The sequence below is a fragment of the Chlorogloeopsis sp. ULAP02 genome, assembly GCF_038404745.2.
Lineage (GTDB): Bacteria > Cyanobacteriota > Cyanobacteriia > Cyanobacteriales > Nostocaceae > Chlorogloeopsis.
Genome location: NZ_JAYKTT020000049.1, coordinates 102,621 through 126,267, shown reverse-complemented (window position 1 = coordinate 126,267; position 23,647 = coordinate 102,621). Strand labels below are relative to the sequence as shown.

Below are 23,647 nucleotides of genomic sequence, written 5' to 3'. Positions count from 1 at the left end.
TACTAGACAGAATTAGAACTTAAAAACAGTTCTATGTATTGATGACAATACTATTAATGAAATGATGATGATTAGTAGTTTTAGAAAGCAAAAGTGGTACGCAGTGTACCAACGTAAATTGTGTCGTTGTTATTATTATGCTCTGGATTGAAGATGACCAATAAACCAGGAGTGACGGAAATATTATCGTTGATCTGTAGGCGGTACAGAGCTTCTAGGTGGTAAGAGGTGTCGTTATCTTCACGCCTAGTAGTTCTTGCGGCGGAAGTGAATGCATCATTATCACTTACTTTAGGTGGTTGACCAAAAATCAGACCAAGCAAGTTGCCTTCTTTGCCAAAGTCTTTGAAGGCTACGGTTGCAGCCCAGTAATTCATTGATGCTTCATCACCTTGATTCACACCCGTACCACTTGCCCTGGCTTCAGCGTTGCTGTAACCATACCAACCACCAATAGTTAACTTGGAACTGGGTTTGAAGGTAGCTTCTATACCGTAATGGTTGGCAGTAGTAGCAACTCCATTGAAGGGATTACCTGCGTATACACTACCTGTACCCTCAAACATGTTTACACTGGATAAACTATTTTGATAGCTGTGAGCGTAGGTAAGACCAATATTAAATGCATCACTAGGCCTGAAAGCTACCTGACCAAGGGCTGTATAGGCACCATTTGTCAGACCTCCATTTGAACCAGGATTGCTAGCTGTGCGAGCTATGTAAGCCGCAGATGCAGTGAAAGCTCCTGTAGGATTGAAAATTATGGTTGCACCTGCACCACCGAAACCAGTGCGATAGATAGGGCTAAATCGACCATAGCGAGACAAAGCGCCCCTACCATCACTGGCAAGATCAGGGTTGAAGTTGTTGATGTTGTCGTAGATGTTACCGCCTGCTGCATCAATTTTTACCCGCACTGCATTACTCAGGTTGAAAGCATAGTTAATTTTATCGATGACAGTCTCATTGTTCTGATTTCCATCAAAACCGAAGCGGGTCATGTTAGTACCCGTCACATTTGTGTCATAGGGAGTGACGTTCCGGGATTGCAAGCGGATTTGCAATAGGTCTGTACCAACAAAACTTGATTCCAATCTCAGACGAACCCGGTCAGTTAGAATAGTATTAGAATCTAGGTCGGGAGCAGTACTTGGATCTACACCAGAAGGAACTGCCCTTTGATCGCTACCAAAAACATTAGATACGTTAAAAATTGCTTCCCCAATTAACTTGGTGGTAGTCGAGAACTGATTGGCTTCCAACTCAGCAGTGCGTACTTCTAAAGCATCTACGCGACCACGCAGGGTAGCTAGTTCCGCAGAAAATTCTTCTTGCAGACGCTGTAGGGTAGCCAAATCCTCTTTTGTTACTAAGTCAGCAGTAGCAGTAGCAATCAGTTCATTAACTCTATCTAAACAAGCATTCAAACCAGCAGCAAATTCATAACGAGTTAAAGCACGATTACCTCGGTAAGTCGCATTGGGATAACCAGCAATACAACCGTAACGTTCAACTAGTGATTGTAAAGCTTGGAATGCCCAGTCTGTTGGTTGTACATCAGAAAACTGAGAAACTGATGTGACTTGACCAAAGTTGTCTGATTGGGCAGTCAACTGCTCTACAGTCATTACCTGTTCGTTAGCTTCAACTGCTAAGGCACTGTTAGCAGCAAAAAATGTAGCGGCAACAACTGGACTGAGCCTTAGAACATTCCAGAATGGTTTGGTCATGATTGTTTTCTCACTCACACCTAAATTTGATTCCGACATGATTTCTTGTCTCTTCAAACCTGAAAATCTATTTACAGGATTCACTCCTATAAATAGATTCTCATAGCATGATGAAATTAGGATGAAATCACAGGTTAATGATAGGTTAATGAATCAAAAAACCACCATAAACGCATCTATCACAATTTGCATCTCTACTTATAGCAATACGAGATCCTTAAGCACCAGTTTCATAAACTCTAAGAATTGCTCTGACTAGGGGTAGGTCTGAATCTGAGTTAGACCAAGTGGAATTTCTTGCGTGAATCCAACTTTCTTGGCATAGACTTGGTACTGCCAAGTTGCACCATAGCCTGGTTCATAAGTTTGAGTATTGACTCCTCTCATTAAAATTGAGAGCTTTGTCTCAGGGTCTATTGGTTGTGAAAAAGCTACAGTAGCTTTTTGTCCATTAATAGAAACTGTCGTGGGAATTTTTTGTCCTGATTGATTGTTGACCTCAATTCCTCTATCAATTTTCACTCCTTCAGGCAAATTAATTGTGAGTGCTTCTAAAGGTTTACCCTGTACATGGACTTCAAATTTGTGAGTAGCATCTGTGGCATAAGTAGTATTAGGAATGGCAGCACTTTTCATTAAATGGGAAGCGCTAAAATCACCTGTTTTTCCGCTTGCAAAAACAGCATCAACTGAAGATGTAAATGCCAGTGTGAATGCAACAGTATAAATCAAATTTTTCATTTTCATTCTCCTCAAAAACTAGTTCAATTTACTTTCTATTATCAGTTTGACATTCACAGATGAAATCTCAATGAAATCCCATAGATTGTTAGAGAAAAAAGGTTGGATTAGTAAGTACGAAACCAAGCAACACCTATGGGAATTTCTCCATCAATGCCAACCTCTCTAACTGAGAAGCTGTAGACAGAACCATTACCAAGATTTCGTCTTCTTATTTTGTTAAGGTCAACATCAAACTTAGTGTTAGGAGCAACTGGTTCGGCGAAAGCTAATAGTATTGTTTTACCGTTGACAGATACATTAGTGTTAATTTTCTGCCCCTTTTCATCCACGACATCGATATCCTGAATGCTATTACTTATAGTTACATTGTCTGGAACTTTGAGAATTAGTTGGGTAACAGCTTTGCTATTTTGGGGAACGTGTAACCGGAAAGTATGTCTAAAAGTTCCCCAGCGTATGGGAGGGAATTGTGAATTTCCATCAATATGGGGAACCCTACCATCATCTGTTCTAGCACTTGCATAGCTAGGAGCAATAATAGCTGTGCTACTCAGAGTCAATACAATGGCGTAAATCAATGACCTCTTCATATTTATCTCCAAAATAATTAAACACGTTAGTTAAAGTGCAGGTTCATGCATTGTGAGTGAATCTGCTCTTAATAGATACATCAAAACTTGGCGAAGCCATATTTAACTACCCCTTGATACAGCTGTTAATCAGGAGAAGTAGGTAGTTAGCTTACCTTTATCAAGTTCAAATGGTCGGTGATGTTTTTGCAAAAGAGGTAGCATACCTCTATCTACTAGCATGACAAGTCAGAATGAAATCAAGATGAAATTTCAGCAGTTACCATTAAAATCTATAAATAAATTAAAATGGAGAAAATTGAGCTTCACCTATAGGAATCTCTACGTCACTACCAACGACTTTACCCGAAAGATGGTAACTAGAAGTAGAACCAAGAATTGGTTGAAGTACTTTGTTGAGATTTATTTGTAATTTAGTAGTGCTGGAAGTAACTGGTTCAGGAAAATCTATAATAATTCTTTCACTCTCTAAAGAGATATTAATTTTTATTTTTTGACCTTTATCATCTAACACGTCAATATCATTACTTACAGCAACTGTGGATCGAGCATCAATAATTAGCTGAGAAAGAGCCTTGCCATTTTTAGGAATGTGTAACTGGAAGGCCAATTTAACAAGTTGCCAGCCAGTAGGAATAGATCGGATGTTATTTTCAATACTAGCAACCTTATTATTATCTGTTTTCGCATTTGCATAGCCAGTGCAAATCAGAGCTGCGGTAGCTACACTACATACAGCAGCATAAAGTAGTGTTCTCTTCATCTCAAGTTTTAGATTAACAAACTATGTTAACTAGATTGCAGATTTATTCTTAGCGAATGAACCTTTACAAAACTAGCTTGACAGGTCACTATGAAATTAGGATGAAATTTTGAGTAAATTTCTACAAAAATAGGCCGATTCAGCCTATTTGATAAGCTTTATAACCCATTTCATTGCCCCGTCAGTTTGTTTTGGCAATTAAGACTAAAACAATATAAACAGTTCCAAGCTATATATTCACTTCTTTGTAAACAAATGAAATTTACATGAAATTTTTATAACTTATTAGCCAAAGTTACTACCATACCTAAATGAAATTAGCATGAAATTTAGGCAACTCGTCTGCGATCGCCCTTGTTAATGCCTATGTGTAGTATCTGCGAGTATGGTAAAGAAACGCGATGTCTACGACGGGCTACGCCTACGCTAACTCTAGTTAACCTACTAGCTAAAGCAGTAAACCTTTTATATACTGTTAGTTTGTTCCTAGCTAGAAACAAACTAACATCTCACTTGCACGAATTCGCCACTCGAACGGGTAGTAAATTCCTCCTTCCTACCGCTTCTAATTTAATGGTTGACCTACACCAACAGCTTGGAGTTGCTCTCGACTGGGTTTGCCAGTCATAACTAGTTTTCCATTGATAGCGATCGCAGGCACTGCATTCACTCCATACTGCTGGGCTTTCTCCTGCTCTTGTCGCAGGTTATAGACTGATACTTCACAATTAGGGCAAGTCAATTCTTGCACCAATTGAACTGTTTCATCGCAAAGAGGACAGTCAGCAGTAAAAATCTCAACTTGACGTTTTGTCATGATATCCACCAAAATTCTTTTTACTTATTCATTCTGAAGCCTCTAGCTAACTATAGAGTCAACCCTATAGGTAAACATTATTTTCCAAATAACCTTAATTAAAATTCCTTGGACATATCATCCCCTTAAATTTGCAAGCCTAGCTCATCAAGTTTTAAGCTAATATTTTTGCCTACAAGTATTGTAATTAAACTTTACTTAAAACTTTCAATGTATCACTTGACTCTCTAGCCGACTATAGACTTTAAAGTTATAGCAACACATAGTAGTAAATAACTATGATTGCTGTCATGGAAGAAGTTTGTTGTGAAGTATCATCCCTAAAAAAACTCCTGAAAATTGGTGAGCTAGCAAAGCAAACTGATGTGGCAGTGGGAACCATCCGGTATTACGAAGGCTTGGGCTTGATAAAACCAGTTGAAAGAAGTGAAAGTGGCTACCGTTATTACGACTGTGAGGCAATCAACAGGCTGCAATTCATCAAAAAAGCCCAGTCTTTACAGTTTTCCCTGTCCGAAATTCAGCAAGTGCTAGGTATCCGTTCCCAAGGCGACCCTGCTTGTCCACTAGTTCGGGACTTACTCAAACAGAAAATTGCTCATCTTGAGGAGCAAATTTATCGCATGAAGGAACTGAAGGATGAGCTAGAGGCATATCAACAGCGTTGGGCAAACCGACCCTTGGATAATCCTTGTAATAAAGAGCTTTGTAGCTTGATTGAGGAAGTTGCCTGCTCTGATATACCTGTTCACAATTTACGAGGATAGGAAATTTATGACTTGACTCTATACCCGACTAGAGACTTTAGTATGGTCTTAGTTTTTCAGATACTACTAGCTTGGCAGAATAATGGAGAGTAAAAATGAACATTAGTACAAGCGTTAAGACAGTATTGAGCGGAGCTGTTGCCAGTTTTGCATTGCTGACGTTAACCACTACTGCTTCCTTTGCAAACACCCCCAAGGAAACTGTGACCCCGAATCAATCGGCTAGGGCTATAAGCGAAGCAAAACTAACTCAAGTGCTGACCAGTCAAAAAACAGCGCCAACGAATCAAACACCACAGCAGCCAAACCCAACGGGATGTAAGTGTTGCCAAGCAATGATGAATAGTAAGCCAGGAATGATGAACAATATGCCGGGAATGATGAACAGCCAAGACAGTCCATCAAGATAGAGCTTGATAAATCCATCGGTGAGAAACACATTTGAAATGTCAGAAAAAACTAGGAATGTTTAGAGAAGTCTCGCCGAAAAAGGCTAATGAACTCATTGCTAAGGAAGCTATCTTATGGTTTGGCTAAGGAACTTAAGGTAAATCAAGATGACTATCGAACTCGCTCCTTTTATCCAGAAGCTCAAATCGCACTTGCTTTTGTGTTTCATCATAAGTCAATAGCTTTATTACAGCAGAAAACTTACTCAGGAGAAACACAATTATGAGTCAGCCTGACTCAAAAGACTACAACATGATGAAATGGATGGGAATTGCTATGGTAGCTTGCTGTGCTATACCGATAGCATTTTTCCTCTTTTTAGGCGGAGGCTTGGGAGTGTGGTTCGGTCGTTCTATCCAGCAGCCTACTAGCAATCAGTCAACCAACCAGCCAAACAACCAGGCTCAACCAAAGGCTGTAAATGTATTCCTAGAAAAAGCAGTCAATTGGCAAGTAAATAATCACGTTCATGGTTTGACCGTGAATCGAGATAATCCCAACATTATTTATGTTGCAAGTCATAATGGACTCTTGCAACGTTCTGAAACTGGAGAATGGTTTTGGATGGGAAAAGAGCGAGCTGATTATATGGGCTTTACTGCCGATCCAATTAACAGTAAACGCTTTTATTCTAGCGGACATCCACACACAGGAGGTAATCTAGGATTCCAGATCAGTGAAAATCAAGGGCAAGATTGGAAACAAATTTCTATGCCTGGGGTAGATTTTCATGCAATAGCGATCGCACCCAGTAACCCCAACGTTTTTTATGGATGGCCCGCTTCTGGGGCGCAAGGGCTGCATACTTCTAACGATCGTGGAAAAACTTGGGTCAAAACCCGCATGACTGGATTAGGCGATGCTCCTTTTGACCTTGCAGTTGACCCACAAAACCCTAAGCATTTGTTTGCAACTACCCGTTCGGGAATGTATGAAAGCACCAACAGCGGCAATGATTGGACATTAGTACCTAGTACACGGGAAGTTCCTGTTATCAGTTTGGCTCTACAAAAAGAAGGCAACAATCTTATAATGTATGGCTATCGCTTTCTCAAATCAGCACCCGGTATTTATCGTAGCAGTAATGGTGGTAAAACCTGGGCGAAACTTTGGACTGAAACTAATGGTGTAGTTGTCAAACTAGCGATCGCCCCTAGCAATCCTCGGATATTTTATACAGTAAATGATAACAACGCTGTCTTTCAATCCCAAAATAGCGGCAAAACATGGATAGAACTAAAATAAATTTGAAGACTATCTACCTAGCTGTAGTAATCGGTAATATCGCTCAAATCTGCAATCAAGACATTTTGAATGTTTAGGATTACTTGCAACTAAGATTACAGTTTAGCCATTGCCTTAGTTAATCAATAGAGAGTAATGATGATAGCTTGAGTAGCATTAATCATAGTTCCACAATTGAGAAAATAATGATGGCGAAGATACATACTACTGTAGAGTCAAATACAAAAGATTCTCTAGACTGGTATAAACGTTTATTTGCCTGGATGATGGCTCATGGCACTGCTAAGTACGAAGAGGAGATAGCAGACCGAAAGCGAGCTTTGTTTACCGAACTACATGGCAACGTTTTAGAAATTGGCCCGGGTACGGGCTGCAACTTATCTTATTATCCGTCTGATGTTCACTGGATTGGCATTGAGCCAAACCCTTTCATGCATCCATATTTACAGCAAGAAGCTGAACGGCTCGGCTTAGGCATTGACCTCTGTAATGGAACTGCCGAACACTTGGAAGTCGAAGATAACAGCATGGATGCTGTTGTCAGTACGCTCGTTTTATGTTCTGTGAATAATCTAGCTGCTGTGTTGCAGGAAGTTATACGGGTACTTAAACCTGGCGGACGCTTCTTTTTCCTTGAGCACGTTGCGGCACCTCAAGGAACAATATTGCGTTTGATACAGCATGGAATACGACCACTTTGGAAAACCCTTGGTGATGGCTGCCATCCTGATCGCGAAACTTGGATAGCATTGGAGAATGCCGGGTTTGAGCGAGTAGATTATCAACATTTTCGGGCAAACGTGCCTGCGATCGTCAGCCCTCAAATAATTGGTGTAGCAGTCAAGAAGCTCTAAAAGACATAAGTATAGCCAAGTAAACTTTTAAACCCCATTTTCTGGAGCCAGAGTGCAGCTTACATAATGCTATTTCGCATGACATTTGTTGAAGCGATAGCAATTACTAAATTAATTAATATTTTTTCCTCATTTATAGCTACAACTATTTTCATTAAACAAGAGATGGTTGATTATAAGTTAGGATTAATTCTTGGGATTGCTATGTTTATAGGTGGAGCCATCGGAGGTGGTATTAGCTTAAAATTGAGTAATATCTGGTTACAACGTATTTACTTAACAGTAGTTGCTGCTTTAGCATTCATCACATTTCGGAAATCTCAGCAACACAATCACTCAACTAGCATGAATAATTTATTAACGCCTCCAATCTAAAACCGAATTCTATTATTAACATATCTACTGATTCAACTCAACTCAGGTTTGAGAGTTTTTAAGCTTTCCCGAAGTAGGGATAATGCATTGATGAAAATGAGTAGAGAAACGAATATACTGGCGATCGCATCAGCCCACAGCCAATTCAACAAAAGGACTGCCAAAGATGCAAATAAAAGACTAATAGAGTTAATCGCATCAGCAATGGCGTGAAGAAATACGCCACGTATATTTAAGTTGTGATGGCTCTCCTCATATAACAAGGCAGCATTTACCCCTTTTACGACAAGTTCTAAAATAGCCATCATTAGTATCGGAAGACCTGCACTAACCTGCGGTTCTTGAATCTGATAGATCGCTTTCCAGGCTATAAATACAGCAATTCCAAGTAGAAGCAGACTATTCATTAAAGCTGCCCAAGCATCTAGATGAACTGGATCAATATTGAGCTTATTTGACGGACGATGGGTTAATTCAGCCGCCACTAGCGCAATAGCGATCGCGAAGACATCAACTGCCATGTGTCCTGCAACCGCAAGTAAAGACAAGCTATGAACCCAAAGCCCGACAATCAGCTCTGCTAGAAACAGTCCACTTCGCAATCCCAACACTAGCCAGAGGAGATTGATGGGCTGTTCTCTGGTTTCATCTGAAAGTGTAAATGTAGGCATCATTCACTGATTGACTTCTCAAGCACAAAAAGCGATTCATTTGATAGACCTCTACTTTGCAATCCGGCTCGCATTCAAAATCGCCAGTAGGGCTACACCGACATCGGCAAACACAGCTTCCCATAGTGTTGCTACTCCAATGGTTCCTAGCACAATAAAGAGTGCCTTAATCGCTAGTGCCACCACAATGTTTTGCACTACAATTTGACGGGTTTTCTGGGCAACTTTGATGGCTTCTGCCACCTTTGAAGGAGCATCCGTCATCAGTACGACATCAGCAGTTTCAATGGCAGCATCCGACCCTAACCCACCCATTGCCATACCGACATCAGCTCTAGCAATTACAGGCGCATCATTAATGCCATCTCCCACGAATACGAGTTTTGCTTTGCCCGATCGCTCTAGCAGTTTTTCGATTTCGTCTACTTTTCCTTCTGGCAGCAATTCGGGAATGAACATATCTAAACCTAGTTGACGAGCTACTGAGGAAGCAACTACCCGATTATCTCCCGTCAGCATCACGGTTTTCTCTACACCCATTCGTTTCAAATCTTGAATGGCTTGAGGAGCATCTTCTTTGATTTCGTCTGCAATGAGAATGTATCCGGCGTAGCGTCCATCCACTGCCAAATGAACCACAGTACCTGCGACATCACAAGTGTCATGGTCAATTTTTTCTCGATGCAACAGGCGATCGTTGCCTGCAATCACCACTTGATTTTGAACAACTGCCCGGATGCCATGCCCCGGAATTTCTTCGTAATCCGTAACCTCAGATTCAGCAATCGGTTGAGCGTAAGCTTCCCGAATCGACTGTGCCACCGGATGATTAGAGTGAGATTCCGCTTTCGCTGCCAAGGTCAGCAGTTCCGACTCAGAAAACCCATTTTTTGTCACAACTTGGGTGACTTGAAACGTGCCTTTGGTTAAGGTTCCCGTTTTATCAAACACAACTGTTTTAATCGCTGTAAGCGAATCCAGGAACGTTGAGCCTTTGACCAAAATTCCCCGCTTGGCGGCTCCCCCAATCCCACCAAAATAGCTGAGAGGAATGCTAATTACCAGTCCGCAGGGGCAGGAGATTACCAGTAGCACCAAGGCACGATATACCCAGTCCGCTCGATTTGCCCCTGGAATTAGTAGGGGTGGTAACAGGGCAATACCTAATGAGAGAAAGACAACAACGGGTGTATAGTAGCGGGCAAACTTAGTAATGAATTTTTCAGTAGATGCTTTTTTGCTGGTGGCATTTTCAACTAGGTCAAGCACCTTGGCAATCGATGATTCGCCAAACAGTTTCGTCACTCGAATCGTCAGCACACCTGATTTATTAATCATGCCTGCGAGAATGGTATCTCCAGGTTTAACCGTACGGGGAACTGACTCTCCTGTGAGGGCTGAAGTATCGACTTGCGAGTTCCCCTCTAGAATTTCGCCATCGAGCGGTACTTTCTCGCCTGGTTTCACCAAAATCAAGTCTCCGACGTTGACTGTTTCTGGAGAAACCTGTTTGATTGTGCCATTCACTTTCAAGTTAGCGGTATCGGGACGAACTTCCAGCAACGCTTTGATCGAACGGCGCGATCGCCCCACTGAGTATTCCTGAAACAACTCTCCAACCCGAAAGAACAACATCACGGCAACGGCTTCAGGCAGCTGGTGAATAGCGAGTGCGCCCAGGGTTGCGATCGTCATCAAAAAGTTTTCATCAAAGATTTGCCCTCTGAGAATATTGCGTCCAGCCGTTTTCAGCACTGTCCAACCACTCAACAAATAGGCTGGAATAATCACGGCTAATTCGGCAATGTTGTAGGGTGTGTTGTGTAAGGGTTTCTCCAACAGAATGGCAATGGTAAACAGAGCGATCGCTATCAGTACGGGTGGTAGTTCTTTCTTGAGATTAAATTCGCCAGCGCCGTGAGAGTGGCCATGATCGTGTTCGTCTTCCTCGTCATGCTCGTCGTGAGTATGACCATCCTCATGACTATGCCCTACGCGATCGTGGTGATGGTTATGCGCTTTAGTGACAGTTTTAGGTGCGGGCGATTTTGGGTTTTCAATGGTATAGCCCAGTGACTTGACTCGCTCTTGAATCGTTACGTCGCTCACCTGCTGCGGATCGTAGGTCACAGTTAACCGCCCGGTTGCCACCGTCACAGATGCCTCAGTCACCCCTGTCAATCGTTCCAGGCTACCTTCTATCTTCATCTTGCAGCCTGTACAGTCCATACCGCCTATCCGCATCTGTTGAGTTTTGAGCGATGGAGTTTGAGTCATAGGGGTTTAATTACGCGGTTGAGGAAGAACTTTCTGAACTTTAACATAAACAATGAAATATCTGAAGATATTTTCAGATGTTTAAGTGTTAAAATGAGAATCATTTCCCAATACTGAACCCACATTCTGCTTTCAGTAGCTAACTCCAACTTTTATGAGCAAATCGTCGTCATCAAAATCACAGTCTTTTCAAAGTGAGGATATACCCAGTTGCGACACGCATCTCGTCCATCTTGAGCAGGTGCGTCAGGTGCAACCAGAGGTGATGCCGATTGACAAGGCGCAACAGATGGCAGAGTTTTTTAGTGCCTTGGCCGATCCCAGCCGTTTGCGCCTGATGTCTGCGTTAGCTCATCGAGAACTCTGTGTCTGCGATTTAGCTGCTGCTGTCAAGGTAAGCGAGTCTGCGGTATCACATCAATTACGAATTTTGCGATCGCAACGCTTAGTGAAATATCGGCGAGAAGGGCGTAATGTCTATTACAGTTTGGCCGATGGCCATATTATCAACCTTTACAAAGAAGTTTCAGAACATTTAACAGAGGTAAAAGATTAAGCCGAAATTTTATTATTTGGAAAGCTGTAGCTTATTGAATTTGTAAACTAGCTAATATCAGATATCTATAGTTATGTGGTGAAAATGCCTACAGCATTTCCCAAAAAAAATATATATATTGTGTAATTTGTGTTCTAAAAAAACTGTAATTTTCAACACTCAATTTATCAAGAAATAATTCAGGAGTCAGTCGCCAGAATGAGCGGATGAATTCTGTGCGTAGGTGTGAATGAATATATGGATTTAAGACCCCGCCAAATCATAGATTTGGTGGTATTTAATTAGTGGCGGGTCTGAATCTTCCACGCTCTTAATTTAATTTCTGAATTCTGGGTTATGAATTCTTCTTCAACCTAAATATAGTAGTTTTTCCTAACAGCGATCGCCACTAAAAATTTCACCCAGATTTCATATTGATATGAAACACTGGAAAGAGACTACTAGTTCAACTCTGTAAACTACTCACAAAAGCAATGTAACTAGCTAAAGAAAGTGGTAGTCCAAGTTTACACATCAAACGCGACTGGAGCTTTCTCACTATATTTAGGACACAACAAGCAATGGGAATCTCGAATTTGTTTCAATCTTCTGCTCCACTACATTATGTTTCATTGACAATGTTGATGTTACTACTAAATACTCCTACTACTGTTTTGGCTGGCGGTGGTCATGACCACAGTGGCGGAAGTGCGTTTCAAGCAGGAGGCGAATCGACGGGTTCTGTTAAAGTGGATGCAGAAACCGCAAAACTGCTAGGAGTTAAGGTAGAACCAGTACAACGCCAACGATTAGCTGTTGGTATTAAAACTACTGGACAGATTGAAACTTTGCCTAGCCAAAAAGTAGAAGTCACCACCCCAATCCAAGGAGTAAAAGTAGTTGAACTGTTGGTAGAACCAGGCGCACTAGTAAAGAAAGGCCAACCCGTCGCCGTTGTCACTAGTCCTGATTTAGTGGAACTGCGGGTTAACTCTCAGGAGAAATTGGCACAAGGAGAGGCTGATTTACAACAGGCTGAAGCTGACTTGAGGTTAGCACAACAAAACCGCGATCGCTATCAACAAATAGCCGCAGCAGAAATCGCCCAAGCCCAAAGCCAAGTAGCATTTGCTCAAGAAAAGTATGAGAAAGATCAAGTGTTAGCCACTGAAGGTGCTTTGCCACGTCGCAACGCTCTTGAATCTCAAACCCAACTAGCAGAAGCTAAAGCTAAACTAACCACAGCCAACAGCCGCCGCGATGTCATTGCGGCTGAAAATCAACTCAAACGCGCTCAAGCAGCAGTTAGCCTAGCAAAGTCCAATATTAATCGCAGCAGTGCTATTTATGAAACTCGCCTTTCTCAACTAGGAAACCGCGCTAATACTAAGGGACTAATAACAGTAACAGCTCCGATTTCTGGCAAGGTTGTTGATAGGGAAGTTACTATCGGTCAATCTTTCGAGGATGCCGGCGGCAAGTTAATGACGATTGTGAATGATAGTCGGGTTTTTGCCACAGCGAATATCTATGAAAAAGATTTAGATAAAGTGAGGACAGGTCAACAGGTAAGGATGAAGGTTGCTAGTGTGCCTAATCAAACCTTTACAGGAGGGATTACACGGATTGGCTCAGTAGTCGAAGGAGAAACACGAGTAGTACCAGTACAAGCCGAAGTCAATAACGCTAGAGGACAGCTCAAACCCGGAATGTTTGCCGAACTTGAAGTTGTAACAGACCAGACATCTACAGCTACTTTGGCAATTCCCCAGTCTGCTGTAGTGGATGCAAATAATAAGAAATTGGTCTATGTCCAAAACGGCAATGCCTTCCAATCTGTGGAAGTTGAGTTAGGACAAACCTCTGGAGATTTAATTGAGATTAAAAGCGGTTTATTCGAGGGAGATTCAGTAGTTACCCAACGTGCGCCACAACTTTATGCACAATCGTTGAAGGGTGGTAGTAAATCCAACGAAGGAGAAGAACAGGAACAAGCACATTCAGAGAATACTAAGGCTAACACCTTACCGCTACCTCTGTGGTTATTTGGAGCAGGAGGAGTGACCCTTACTACTTTGGCTTTTCTAGCTGGTAGTTTCTGGTCTAGCCGTCGTAACCGTTCCCGTCTAATACCAATAGGTGACGGTTTTAATTATGAAACCGAGGTTTATATCGACAACCACAAACAACCAAGCCCCTCTACTCCCACCACTTGTGTTGAGGAAAATGAAAAAGATACTCATTCCAATTACTAATAAAAAATTTGCGGTGCTGATTAAGAGTATGAATTTATCGGGCTACGCCCCGCTAACGCTAACACGCAGTACCGTTAAGGCGGAACCCGCAGGGTGGCGCAGAGAGTAGGAGTTTTAAATCCTTGATTTTTTATTTCATACTTCAATTCAGCAACGCCAAAAAATTAATAATGTGGAATTTGAAATTCTCTCTTATAAAGTTGTGGATTTGAAATAATTAACAACTAATAACCAACAACAATTAACAACTAAATAGATAATGATTAGTACAGTTGCTAAATGGGTAATTTATCGACGCTGGTTAGTAGTGATTGCGGCGCTTATTTCCACAATAATCATATTATTTAATACCATCCCGCAAATGCCGTTGGATGTTTTCCCTAACTTTGCACCTCCCCAGGTCGAAATTGAAACAGAAGCTCCCGGACTCGCTCCTGAAGAAATAGAGTCTCTGGTGACATTACCAATTGAAAGCTCAATCAACGGCACACCAGGGATCAGCGCAGTTCGTTCTTCCTCCTCAGCAGGACTTTCTGTAGTCAGAGTTGTTTTTGGCTGGGGAACAGATATCTATCAAGCCCGCCAGTTGGTACAGGAACGACTACAACAAGCAGTGAGTAAGCTACCCGAAGGAATTGAAACACCAAGACTCGCTCCTATCAGTTCACCTATCGGCACTGTATTAAAATATGCTTTCACAGTGGAAGATGAGGGACAGAAAGGAGAAACATCCATCCAAAACCCAACATCTAAAATCGACTTGATGGAAGTACGCCGAATCGTTGATTGGCAAGTTACAAATCGTCTTTTAGCTGTGCCTGGCGTTAGTCAAGTACTAGTGTATGGTGGCGAAGTCCGCCAGTATCAAGTACTAGTAGATCCGAACAAACTCAGAGCTTTTAATGTATCTTTACAGCAAGTGTCTGAAGCAGTACAGGGAGCAAATGTCAATGCTCCTGGTGGCTTTTTAATCAGCTCTGACAAGCAAACTCTGATTCGGGGAATTGGCCGAATTGAATCCTTGGATGATTTAAAACAATCTGTAATTGTTGCCCGTCAAGGAACGCCTGTGCGTTTGGGAGATGTTGCCGAAATTCAAATTGGCGGTGCGATTAAGATAGGCGATGGCAGCTTAAATGGTAAAAATGCTGTAGTGGTGATGGTGAATAAGCAACCTCTAGCTGATACTCCTACCGTCACCCGTGCGATTGAAGCCGCAATATCTGAGCTAAAAGCAGGTTTACCGAAAGGAATTAAAGTAAATGCAACCTTCCGTCAAGCTGATTATATTGATGCTTCAGTAGAAAATGTTAGATCAGCCTTGGTAGAAGGTAGTATCATTGCAGCAATTATCCTCATCCCTTTTTTAATGAATTGGCGGACTCTTGGAGTTGTGCTGTTAAATTTTGCCCTGACTTTTATATTTTCATTGCAAGTATTATCTTTTTTGGGCTTGGGGCTGAATACAATGACTTTGGGGGGATTAGCGATCGCCATTGGTACAGCGATTGATGATGCCATTGTCTATGCAGAAAATGTTTTTCGTTTGTTGCGACAAAATAAATATTCTCCTAATCCTAGTCCAATACTGAAAGTTGTCTTTGAAGGAGTAGAGGAAGTCCAGGAATCTCTGATTGGGGCAACTTTAATTACTATTGTCGTTTTTTCTCCAATATTTGCCCTCGCTGGTGTAGAGGGTCGGATTTTTGGCCCGATGGGTCTTAGTTATCTGGTGGTAGTTATAGTTTCTAGTCTAGAAGCGCTGCTTGTAAGTCCGGCTTTGTGTGCAATTTTACTTCCACACGGAAAAATGCCGTTAAAGGAACCATTAATACCCCGAATTTTCAAGCGGCTGTATTATCGTTGTCTAAATTTTGCTATCCGCAGTCCCATGATCATTATTTCTGTGGCTGTGGCGGGGATGATAGCGGCAATAGTGATTTTTCCAGCTTTGGGACGGGCTTTTTTACCAGAATTTCAAGAATCAACTTTGGTCAATACTTTAGCTCTTTATCCAGGTTCATCTTTAGAAGCTACTAACAGTGCCGCCTTTGTGTTGGAGAATAAACTCAAAGATGATCCCCGATTAAAATATGTGCAGTTACGGGCAGGACGCGCCCCTAGCGATCCGGATGCAGCACCCGTCAATCTTGGTCATCTTGATATTGGGCTGAGTGACAAAGGAATGGAAAAGCGTAAAGAAACAGTAGAATGGTTGCGGGAAGAATTTAATAAAATACCTGGTGCTGCTGCAAATATTGGTGGGTTTATTTCTCACAGAATTGATGAAATATTATCCGGGGTCAGAAGTCAAATTGCTGTGAAAATATTTGGCTCAGACTTAGAAGAACTCCGCCGGATTGGTCAACAAGTTGAAAGTGCAATGTCATCTGTATCTGGGCTTGTAGATTTACAATTAGAACCGCAAGTTCCCATCGAACAGATTCAAATAAAATTTGACCGTGTTGCCGCATCACGTTATGGTTTAACAGTTGGGCAACTATCTGAACTTGTCGAAACTGCGCTCAATGGTAAAGTAGTATCGCAAGTTTTGGATAAGCAACAAAGTTTTGATTTAATTGTCTGGTTACAGTCAGAATACCGTAATAATTTACAAACAATTGAAAATTTGTTAGTTGATACCCCTTCCCAAGGTGGAAATGAAGGAGGAAATAAAATTCCTTTAGCTAACGTGGCTAAAGTTACCTATGGCACTGGCCCAAATACCATTAACAGGGAAAATGTCTCCCGTCTAATTGTAGTATCTGCTAATGCTCAGGGCAAAGATTTGCGATCGGTAGTCAATGAAATTAAAAACAAAGTCAAGGCACAAGTGCAATTGCCCTCTGGTTACTTTATTCAGTATGGCGGTCAATTTGAAGCCGAAGAAAGAGCCTCACAAAATATTTTAATTTTCAGTGCTATTTCCTTTGTAGTGATTACGGTATTAATGTATCTTTCTGTCAAATCCATTGCTTCTACAGCAATGATTATGATTAACTTGCCCATCGCTTTAGTCGGAGGTGTAATTGCTGTGGCACTAACAGGGGGCGTTGTTTCAGTCGCTTCCTTGGTAGGTTTTGTGACTTTATTTGGTGTAGCTACTCGCAATGGACTACTTTTAGTAGACAATTACACTACTAAATTTTCTAGCGGAATGTCGTTAAAAGAAATCCTTATAGCCGGGTCAATGGAAAGACTAAATGCTATTTTGATGACATCTTTTACATCCGCTTTGGGATTAGTACCGTTAGTAATTGCATCGGGGCCAGGTAAGGAAGTTTTGCAGCCACTTTCGATAGTGGTTTTAGGTGGTTTGTTTACTTCTACAGCGTTAACCTTGCTGGTTTTACCTGCTTTGTACTCGAAGTTTGGTAGGTTTTTATTACCTAAGCGAAGTGCGGCTGTTGAGGAAAACGGGAAGGTAGCTGGGGTGGTGCTGGAGAATTAATTAGCATCACTAAGTTAAGCGCAGATGGGACAGTAATTTTGCTAAATTACAGCCAGTGAATTCTTTACTGGCTGATAATATAAGAAGTAATTGATAGGTACACAGAAACTTCCAATAATGGGCATCGCTGATCCAATAAAATACTCGTACAATATCACTTTTATGAGATTTTTTGAAAAAAGTATAGGGGGAAAATATTTCAAGTTGTTCCGTTACCTGCAATGGATTTTGCTAGGTTTAGTAATTAGTGTATTAGCAAAACCTTTAATAGTAACGGCTTATATAGGTTTAATGACGAATGGCGATCGCTACCTTCAACCAGAATTAGTCCCAAAAGAACAGGTTGCAATAGTATTTGGTGCAGGAATTCTTCCAAATGGTAATCCCACACCCATGTTGTCAGACCGTGTAGAAGCTGCTGTCAAACTTTATAAAATGGGAAAGATTAGTAAACTCTTGATGACAGGAGATAACAGTACAGTTTCCTATAATGAGGTCAGGTCTATGCTGAAATATGCCCATGATCTGGGTGTACCGATGAAAAACATTACCCTAGACTATGCAGGTTTCAGCACTTATGAGAGTTGTTATCGCGCTCATAAGGTTTTTGGTGTACATAAAGCTGTTGTCATCACTCAAAATTATCATCTTCCCCGCACTGTTTATACCTGTCGCCAATTAGGACTAAAGACAGTTGGTTTAGGAACTCCAGATATAGAAATTTATGGACTACGAGGAATGATTCCTGATTTATTACGGGAATCATTAGCGAATGTTAAGGCTTTGTGGGAAGTTGACATTACCCGTCCCCGACCTACTTTTTTAGGACAGTTTGAACCAATTAATTGATGAAGTTTTTAAGATTTATAATTTCGATTATTTTATGCTTATTTATTTTTATGTAAACATTTGATTTTATTCAATTGAGGCTAACATATTTATGCCTAATTCAACATCCCAAGTAACTAAACTTAAGAGTAAGAATAACGAATTTTCATCTACAGCAGATACAGTGCGTATCTATCTTCATGAAATTGGACGTGTACCTCTGTTAACCCATGAGCAAGAAATTTTTTTTGCTCAACAAGTTCAGCAAATGATGGTGATGTTTACTGCAAAAGAAGAGCTAGCTGAAAAATTACAGCGTGAACCCACTCTGCAACAATGGGCTGACAAGATGCAGTTGAAAGAAGATGTGCTGCTGCAACAACTAAGTCAAGGACAAATTGCCAAGCAGAAGATGATTCAGGCTAATCTGCGGTTAGTGGTGTCTATTGCTAAAAAATACCAGAAACGCAATATTGAGTTTCTAGACTTAATTCAAGAAGGTGCATTGGGGCTAGAACGAGGGGTAGAGAAATTTGATCCAACTCTTGGATACAAGTTTTCTACTTATGCTTACTGGTGGATTCGTCAGGGAATTACACGAGCGATCGCTCAACAATCCCGCACTATTCGTTTACCCATTCACATGGCTGATAAGCTGAACAAAATTAAGTGTGTTCAGCGAGAGTTATCTCAAAAGCTTGGTTACATTGCTGGCGTAACGGAAATCGCCCAAGCCCTCAATTTGGAACCCAGTCAGATTCGAGAATATTTGCAGCTTGTTCGTCAACCTGTTTCCTTAGATATGCGAATTGGATTTGAGCAGGATACCCAATTACAGGATCTGCTGAAGGATGATGGAATGTCTCCCGAACGCTACGCCGAACGAGAATTGCTCTATCAAGACATTCACAACCTATTAGCAAAGCTGACTCCCCAGCAAAAGGAAGTCTTAATCTTGCGCTTTGGTTTAGCAGGTGGATGCGAACTGACCCTAGTACAGATTAGTCAACGGATGGGTATTAGTCGAGAACGAGTACGACAAGTGGAAAAACAAGCTCTCACGCTTCTACGAAGATATGGAATTGACTCACGCAGCTATCTAGCTGACTGATGCTCCTGAATTTTGAAAGCTTGTAGTGTCAACTGGCAGGTGAAAAACGGCTTGGCCTGCTTGCTGCAAAGAATATGATAATTACACAAATAGCCTCATTATTTTAACGTTTAGCTGACTCATTCACAGCAACTCATTGATGTTCAATAGCCCAATGATAATTAGTTATGGATTTCAAAAAAGGAGTAAAGGAATCGCGATCGCCTACAGTTGAGCGTAGCTTATCATCTACACTCTCCCTTGTACAAATTTCACCCGAATTTCATTCCAGCCTGTCATCCTAGAGAAAGTTAATGCTGACTTATCCTCAGTAAAGCTTTATCTTTCCAATAATGCTCAATTCTATTGTTAAATGGTCGATTGCTCAACGTTGGCTAGTGGTTATTGCTTCCATCCTCATATCTGTTTGGGGCTTTCTCGTCCTTACACAAATGCCACTGGATGTATTTCCTAACTTTGCTCCTCCGCAAGTGGAAATTATGACCGAAGCCCCAGGACTAGCACCAGAGGAAGTGGAGTCCTTAGTCACTCGACCGATAGAAAGTGTAATTAACGGTACACCTGGACTAGAAGCATTGCGTTCTTCCTCAGCTGTAGGTCTTTCGGCTGTGAGAGCTACTTTTAGCTTGGATACAGAAATTTATCGCGCCCGCCAATTGGTAACGGAACGGTTGCAACAAGCACGCAGTCAACTACCGCAAGGTGTAGAAGACCCAGAGGTTCTACCGGTTAGTTCCCCCTTGGGATGGACTGTCAAATATGCCTTTACTTCTGAAACCACTCCTTTGATGGAGGTCTGGCGAATTGTCAATTGGCAGGTGAAAAATCGCCTGCTGGCTGTCCCTGGTGTAAGTAATATTGTCATATTTGGTGGGGATGAGCGTCAGTATCAAGTCCTAGTAAGCCCCGATAAGCTGAAGGCGTTTAATGTTTCCCTTGATGATGTCACCAAGGCAGCACAAGCAGCCAACGCCAATGCACCAGGGGGATTTTTAATTACTCCCGACCAAGAGACATTGGTGCGAGGGGTAGGGCGGATTGAATCTATCGAACAACTTAAGAAATCAGTAATTAAAGCCAAAAATGGCACCCCAGTACTGTTAGAACAAGTGGCAGATGTACAAATCGGTGCAGCACTCAAACGCGGCGATGGTAGTTCTGCGGGTAAGAAAGCGGTGATTTTGACTGTCAATAAACAGCCAACTGCTGATACACCAAGCGTTACAAAGGCGGCTGAAGCAGCGATGTCAGAGTTAAAAGCCAGCTTGCCTAAAGATGTGAAAGTCACCGAAACCTTCCGCCAAGAAGATTTTATCGAAGCCTCGCTAAAAAACGTTGAAGAAGCTTTGCGCGATGGCACGATCATTGTTTGTGTCATCTTGATTCTATTTTTGATGAATTGGCGCACGGTGATCATTACCTTGAGCGCGATTCCCGTGTCTTTGTTGTTGGGAATGATGATCCTCAATTGGACGGGACAAGGCATCAACACGATGACTTTGGGCGGACTTGTTGTGGCGATTGGTTCGGTGGTGGATGACGCAATTGTTGATATGGAGAACGTCTACCGCCGTTTGCGAGAAAACCAGATAGCAGGCAATCCTGTGCCACCACTGCAAGTAGTTTTCAATGGTTCAGTGGAGGTAAGGGTAAGCGTACTGTTCTCGACAATCATTATCGCAGTCGTCTTTGCACCAATCTTTGCCCTTTCTGGGGTGGAAGGTCGGATTTTTACACCAATGGGTATAGCTTATTTGCTGTCAATTGTGGCTTCTACTTTAGTAGCACTGACATTGACTCCGGCATTATGCGCCCTTTTGCTAGTAAATCGGCGTTTACCAAGTACAGAAACTTGGGTTGAACGATTTTCTCATCGCTTGTATCGCCCGTTTTTGCAGTTTTCTCTGCGTCGTCCCAAGATTGTATTGACAGGTGCGATCGCTAGTTTTGTCGCTTCAATATTAATTATGACCTCGTTAGGGCAAGTTTTTTTACCAGAATTTCAAGACCGCGCCCTAGTGATCACCACAATTCTGATGCCTGGTCAATCTCTGGATGCGACTAATCAGGTAGGCTTGGCGATAGAGAACACCCTGAAAAAAGACCCCCGGATTCAAGCAGTTCAGTTCCGTTCTGGACGAGCGCAAGGCGATACCGAAGTAGCTGGTGCCAATGTTGGAGAACTAGATGTTCAACTGAGTGAAGAGGGAGGAAAAGACCGAGATAAGGCAATTGAAATGATTCGGGAGCAATTTGAGAAAATTCCCGGTGTAGTTCCCAATATTGGTGGTTTTATTTCGCACCGGATGGATGAAGTGCTTTCTGGGGTAAGGAGTGCGATCGCTGTGAAAATTTTCGGCCCTGATTTGGAACAACTCCGCCAGCTTGGTCAACAAGTACAATCAGCTATGGGTGAGGTTTCCGGTTTAGCAGACTTGCAATTAGAACCGCAAGTACCAATGAAACAGGTGCAAATTCAGTTTGACCGTAACGCAGCAGCTCGCTATGGTTTGACTATTGGCGAATTATCAGAGACGGTAGAAACAGCTCTCAATGGGCGAACTGTATCTCAAATCTTAGAACAGCAACAAACCTTTGATTTAGTTGTTTGGTTGCAAGAAAAATACCGCAACAATATCGAAGTCATCCGCGATTTGCTCGTTGATACACCCAACGGACAGAAAATTCCCCTAGCTCAAGTCGCAAAAATTGACTACGGTACAGGCCCCAATACTATTAACCGCGAGAATGTCTCCCGTTATATTGTTGTCTCCAGCAATGTAGCTGGACGTGATTTAGGTTCTGTGATTAAAGATATCCGGGACAAAGTTAAGCAAGAAGTACAATTACCTCCCGGCTATTACATTGAATACGGCGGTCAATTTGAAGCACAAGAAGGAGCTACAAAAACTTTACTTTCGGCTGGTGGATTAGCTTTTGTTGCGATCGCAGTTCTGATTTACTTTGCTGTCAAGTCCATTCCTGCCACCATCATGATCTTGATCAACTTGCCCTTAGCCTTAGTGGGTGGAGTCATTTCCATAGCCTTGACTGGTGGTATTCTCTCTGTAGCTTCAATGGTAGGATTTATTACTTTATTCGGCGTTGCTACACGTAATGGACTATTACTGGTTGAAAACTACAATTCTAGGATGGCAGAAGGACAACCTCTGCGACAGGCTTTGATGGAAGGGTCGGTAGAAAGGTTGGCTGCTATCTTAATGACGGCGTTATCATCAGCTCTGGGTATGGCACCTTTGGTAATTGGTAGTGGAGCTGGAAAAGAAATCCTCCAGCCATTAGCTGTTGTAGTGTTAGGTGGATTGTTTACCTCAACCGCTTTAACCTTGTTAGTGCTTCCGGCTTTGTATATACAGTTTGGTAGATTTGTGGTGCCAAGAAAGGCTGAACCAATTATTCAGCCAGAAATTGCACGAGAAGCCAGAGCCTAATAATACAGCTTGGCGGAATTTGCAATGGGCTACGCCTCACTACGCTAACGGAATTAGGAATTCCTAATTCTTAAAGGTTTCATTGATTTGAAATAGGTGGTTTACTTACAACGTGCTGTATTAGTTTTTAATTTACAAAACATCAAGGAGTTTGAATTAATGAAATTTCTGAAAACCAGTTTAGTAATTGTTAGCAGTGTAGGATTAATTTTTTTGGGTGCTTGTAATGGTGGGAATCAAGCTGCTAACTCGGAAAGTGCTACCAAAACAGTAACTACAAAAACAGCTGCCAAAACTGAACCCGTTGCTAAAACTGGGGAAGCGCATAATGAAAACGACGGTCATGCTCATGATGAAAAAGGCGATCAATCTAATAATGGAGAGCATAAGGGTCAAGTTATAGAGTCGGGCAAATATCATTTAGAGTTCAAACCAGATATAGAAAAAGATTCTACTCATTTAGATATAAGCGTACACGGCGAACAGGACAAAGCAATTACTGATGCCAAGCTCATGGCTCAAGTTCAGCTACCAGATGGCAGTAACAAAACCCTACAAGTTCTTTATAATACCGAGGAAAAGCAATATTCAGCAAAACTGCCTGCGGCTGCAACGGGAGAGTATAAAGTTGTTATTCAAACTGATGTGAAAGGTGAAAAATTTAATGGTCGCTTTACCTTTAAGCGATAATCCGAGCAATTCAATAATTAGCGATAATAGTGATATCAGTAT

Annotated in this window: 20 protein-coding genes; 13 read left to right on the top strand and 7 right to left on the bottom strand. The window is 41.8% G+C overall.

Annotation, left to right across the window (positions count from 1 at the left end):
* Positions 1–80 precede the first annotated feature (80 nt).
* From U2718_RS17505 to U2718_RS17485, 5 genes are all read right to left on the bottom strand, one after another.
* A complete protein-coding gene (locus tag U2718_RS17505) occupies positions 81–1,730 on the bottom strand; it encodes an iron uptake porin (protein WP_342001748.1) in 1,650 nt (549 codons plus the stop codon).
* Between the two features lie 255 nt (positions 1,731–1,985).
* The gene (locus U2718_RS17500) at positions 1,986–2,471 is read right to left on the bottom strand and encodes a DUF2808 domain-containing protein (RefSeq protein WP_342001542.1); all 486 of its coding nucleotides are present in this window, start codon (positions 2,469–2,471) and stop codon (positions 1,986–1,988) included.
* A gap of 107 nt (positions 2,472–2,578) precedes the next feature.
* Positions 2,579–3,064 (bottom strand): DUF2808 domain-containing protein, encoded by a 486-nt coding sequence (locus U2718_RS17495; RefSeq protein WP_342001544.1) that lies wholly within the window; start codon positions 3,062–3,064, stop codon positions 2,579–2,581.
* A 283-nt stretch (positions 3,065–3,347) separates the two neighbouring features.
* The gene (locus tag U2718_RS17490; RefSeq protein WP_342001546.1) at positions 3,348–3,827 is read right to left on the bottom strand and encodes a hypothetical protein; all 480 of its coding nucleotides are present in this window, start codon (positions 3,825–3,827) and stop codon (positions 3,348–3,350) included.
* Positions 3,828–4,392: 565 nt separating this feature from the next.
* The gene (locus U2718_RS17485; protein ID WP_099066905.1) at positions 4,393–4,644 is read right to left on the bottom strand and encodes a thioredoxin family protein; all 252 of its coding nucleotides are present in this window, start codon (positions 4,642–4,644) and stop codon (positions 4,393–4,395) included.
* 278 nt (positions 4,645–4,922) lie between these two features.
* On the opposite strand from U2718_RS17485, the gene U2718_RS17480 reads away from it, so the two are divergent.
* The 6 genes from U2718_RS17480 (at position 4,923) to U2718_RS17455 (ending at position 8,335) form a co-directional block, all read left to right on the top strand.
* On the top strand, positions 4,923–5,411 hold the full coding sequence (locus U2718_RS17480) for a heavy metal-responsive transcriptional regulator (protein WP_342001549.1): 489 nt from the start codon (positions 4,923–4,925) through the stop codon (positions 5,409–5,411).
* Between the two features lie 95 nt (positions 5,412–5,506).
* Entirely contained in the window at positions 5,507–5,821 is a 315-nt protein-coding gene (locus tag U2718_RS17475) for a hypothetical protein (protein ID WP_342001551.1), read from the top strand.
* 86 nt (positions 5,822–5,907) lie between these two features.
* The gene (locus tag U2718_RS17470) at positions 5,908–6,087 is read left to right on the top strand and encodes a hypothetical protein (protein ID WP_342001552.1); all 180 of its coding nucleotides are present in this window, start codon (positions 5,908–5,910) and stop codon (positions 6,085–6,087) included.
* Positions 6,084–7,106 (top strand): F510_1955 family glycosylhydrolase, encoded by a 1,023-nt coding sequence (locus tag U2718_RS17465; RefSeq protein WP_342001554.1) that lies wholly within the window; start codon positions 6,084–6,086, stop codon positions 7,104–7,106. The genes U2718_RS17470 and U2718_RS17465 overlap by 4 nt, the downstream gene beginning before the upstream one ends.
* Before the next feature lie 185 nt (positions 7,107–7,291).
* Entirely contained in the window at positions 7,292–7,960 is a 669-nt protein-coding gene (locus U2718_RS17460) for a class I SAM-dependent methyltransferase (RefSeq protein ID WP_342001556.1), read from the top strand.
* A 78-nt stretch (positions 7,961–8,038) separates the two neighbouring features.
* Positions 8,039–8,335 carry a TSUP family transporter gene (locus U2718_RS17455; protein WP_342001558.1) on the top strand — a complete coding sequence of 99 codons (297 nt, stop codon included), beginning with the start codon at positions 8,039–8,041 and terminating at the stop codon, positions 8,333–8,335.
* A 32-nt stretch (positions 8,336–8,367) separates the two neighbouring features.
* On the opposite strand, the gene U2718_RS17450 is transcribed toward U2718_RS17455, so the two are convergent.
* Both U2718_RS17450 and U2718_RS17445 read right to left on the bottom strand, forming a co-directional pair.
* Positions 8,368–9,009, bottom strand: coding sequence for a cation diffusion facilitator family transporter (locus tag U2718_RS17450; RefSeq protein ID WP_342001560.1), 642 nt, complete (start codon positions 9,007–9,009; stop codon positions 8,368–8,370).
* Positions 9,010–9,057: 48 nt separating this feature from the next.
* Positions 9,058–11,283, bottom strand: a complete 2,226-nt coding sequence (locus U2718_RS17445; RefSeq protein WP_342001562.1) for a heavy metal translocating P-type ATPase — start codon at positions 11,281–11,283, stop codon at positions 9,058–9,060.
* Positions 11,284–11,437: 154 nt separating this feature from the next.
* Here U2718_RS17445 and U2718_RS17440 point away from each other — a divergent pair, with 154 nt between their 5' ends.
* The 7 genes from U2718_RS17440 to U2718_RS17410 all read left to right on the top strand — a co-directional run bounded on the left by U2718_RS17440 (position 11,438) and on the right by U2718_RS17410 (position 23,605).
* Complete coding sequence (locus U2718_RS17440) at positions 11,438–11,839, top strand: metalloregulator ArsR/SmtB family transcription factor (RefSeq protein ID WP_342001564.1); 402 nt, start codon at positions 11,438–11,440, stop codon at positions 11,837–11,839.
* A 560-nt stretch (positions 11,840–12,399) separates the two neighbouring features.
* Complete coding sequence (locus tag U2718_RS17435) at positions 12,400–14,073, top strand: efflux RND transporter periplasmic adaptor subunit (RefSeq protein WP_342001566.1); 1,674 nt, start codon at positions 12,400–12,402, stop codon at positions 14,071–14,073.
* Between the two features lie 259 nt (positions 14,074–14,332).
* A complete protein-coding gene (locus U2718_RS17430; protein ID WP_342001568.1) occupies positions 14,333–17,524 on the top strand; it encodes an efflux RND transporter permease subunit in 3,192 nt (1,063 codons plus the stop codon).
* A gap of 162 nt (positions 17,525–17,686) precedes the next feature.
* The gene (locus U2718_RS17425; protein WP_342001570.1) at positions 17,687–18,373 is read left to right on the top strand and encodes a vancomycin high temperature exclusion protein; all 687 of its coding nucleotides are present in this window, start codon (positions 17,687–17,689) and stop codon (positions 18,371–18,373) included.
* 91 nt (positions 18,374–18,464) lie between these two features.
* A complete protein-coding gene (sigB, locus tag U2718_RS17420; protein ID WP_342001572.1) occupies positions 18,465–19,463 on the top strand; it encodes a sigma-70 family RNA polymerase sigma factor SigB in 999 nt (332 codons plus the stop codon).
* Positions 19,464–19,795: 332 nt separating this feature from the next.
* Positions 19,796–22,915, top strand: a complete 3,120-nt coding sequence (locus U2718_RS17415; RefSeq protein WP_342001574.1) for an efflux RND transporter permease subunit — start codon at positions 19,796–19,798, stop codon at positions 22,913–22,915.
* Positions 22,916–23,074: 159 nt separating this feature from the next.
* On the top strand, positions 23,075–23,605 hold the full coding sequence (locus U2718_RS17410; RefSeq protein WP_342001576.1) for a hypothetical protein: 531 nt from the start codon (positions 23,075–23,077) through the stop codon (positions 23,603–23,605).
* Positions 23,606–23,647: the final 42 nt, after the last annotated feature.

Coding starts and splice junctions, on each gene's coding strand:
- U2718_RS17505 (WP_342001748.1), bottom strand. CDS start 1,730: ATGACCAAACCATTCTGGAATGTTCTAAGGCTCAGTCCAGTTGTTGCC.
- U2718_RS17500 (WP_342001542.1), bottom strand. CDS start 2,471: ATGAAAAATTTGATTTATACTGTTGCATTCACACTGGCATTTACATCT.
- U2718_RS17495 (WP_342001544.1), bottom strand. CDS start 3,064: ATGAAGAGGTCATTGATTTACGCCATTGTATTGACTCTGAGTAGCACA.
- U2718_RS17490 (WP_342001546.1), bottom strand. CDS start 3,827: ATGAAGAGAACACTACTTTATGCTGCTGTATGTAGTGTAGCTACCGCA.
- U2718_RS17485 (WP_099066905.1), bottom strand. CDS start 4,644: ATGACAAAACGTCAAGTTGAGATTTTTACTGCTGACTGTCCTCTTTGC.
- U2718_RS17480 (WP_342001549.1), top strand. CDS start 4,923: ATGATTGCTGTCATGGAAGAAGTTTGTTGTGAAGTATCATCCCTAAAA.
- U2718_RS17475 (WP_342001551.1), top strand. CDS start 5,507: ATGAACATTAGTACAAGCGTTAAGACAGTATTGAGCGGAGCTGTTGCC.
- U2718_RS17470 (WP_342001552.1), top strand. CDS start 5,908: ATGAACTCATTGCTAAGGAAGCTATCTTATGGTTTGGCTAAGGAACTT.
- U2718_RS17465 (WP_342001554.1), top strand. CDS start 6,084: ATGAGTCAGCCTGACTCAAAAGACTACAACATGATGAAATGGATGGGA.
- U2718_RS17460 (WP_342001556.1), top strand. CDS start 7,292: ATGATGGCGAAGATACATACTACTGTAGAGTCAAATACAAAAGATTCT.
- U2718_RS17455 (WP_342001558.1), top strand. CDS start 8,039: ATGACATTTGTTGAAGCGATAGCAATTACTAAATTAATTAATATTTTT.
- U2718_RS17450 (WP_342001560.1), bottom strand. CDS start 9,009: ATGATGCCTACATTTACACTTTCAGATGAAACCAGAGAACAGCCCATC.
- U2718_RS17445 (WP_342001562.1), bottom strand. CDS start 11,283: ATGACTCAAACTCCATCGCTCAAAACTCAACAGATGCGGATAGGCGGT.
- U2718_RS17440 (WP_342001564.1), top strand. CDS start 11,438: ATGAGCAAATCGTCGTCATCAAAATCACAGTCTTTTCAAAGTGAGGAT.
- U2718_RS17435 (WP_342001566.1), top strand. CDS start 12,400: ATGGGAATCTCGAATTTGTTTCAATCTTCTGCTCCACTACATTATGTT.
- U2718_RS17430 (WP_342001568.1), top strand. CDS start 14,333: ATGATTAGTACAGTTGCTAAATGGGTAATTTATCGACGCTGGTTAGTA.
- U2718_RS17425 (WP_342001570.1), top strand. CDS start 17,687: ATGAGATTTTTTGAAAAAAGTATAGGGGGAAAATATTTCAAGTTGTTC.
- sigB (WP_342001572.1), top strand. CDS start 18,465: ATGCCTAATTCAACATCCCAAGTAACTAAACTTAAGAGTAAGAATAAC.
- U2718_RS17415 (WP_342001574.1), top strand. CDS start 19,796: ATGCTCAATTCTATTGTTAAATGGTCGATTGCTCAACGTTGGCTAGTG.
- U2718_RS17410 (WP_342001576.1), top strand. CDS start 23,075: ATGAAATTTCTGAAAACCAGTTTAGTAATTGTTAGCAGTGTAGGATTA.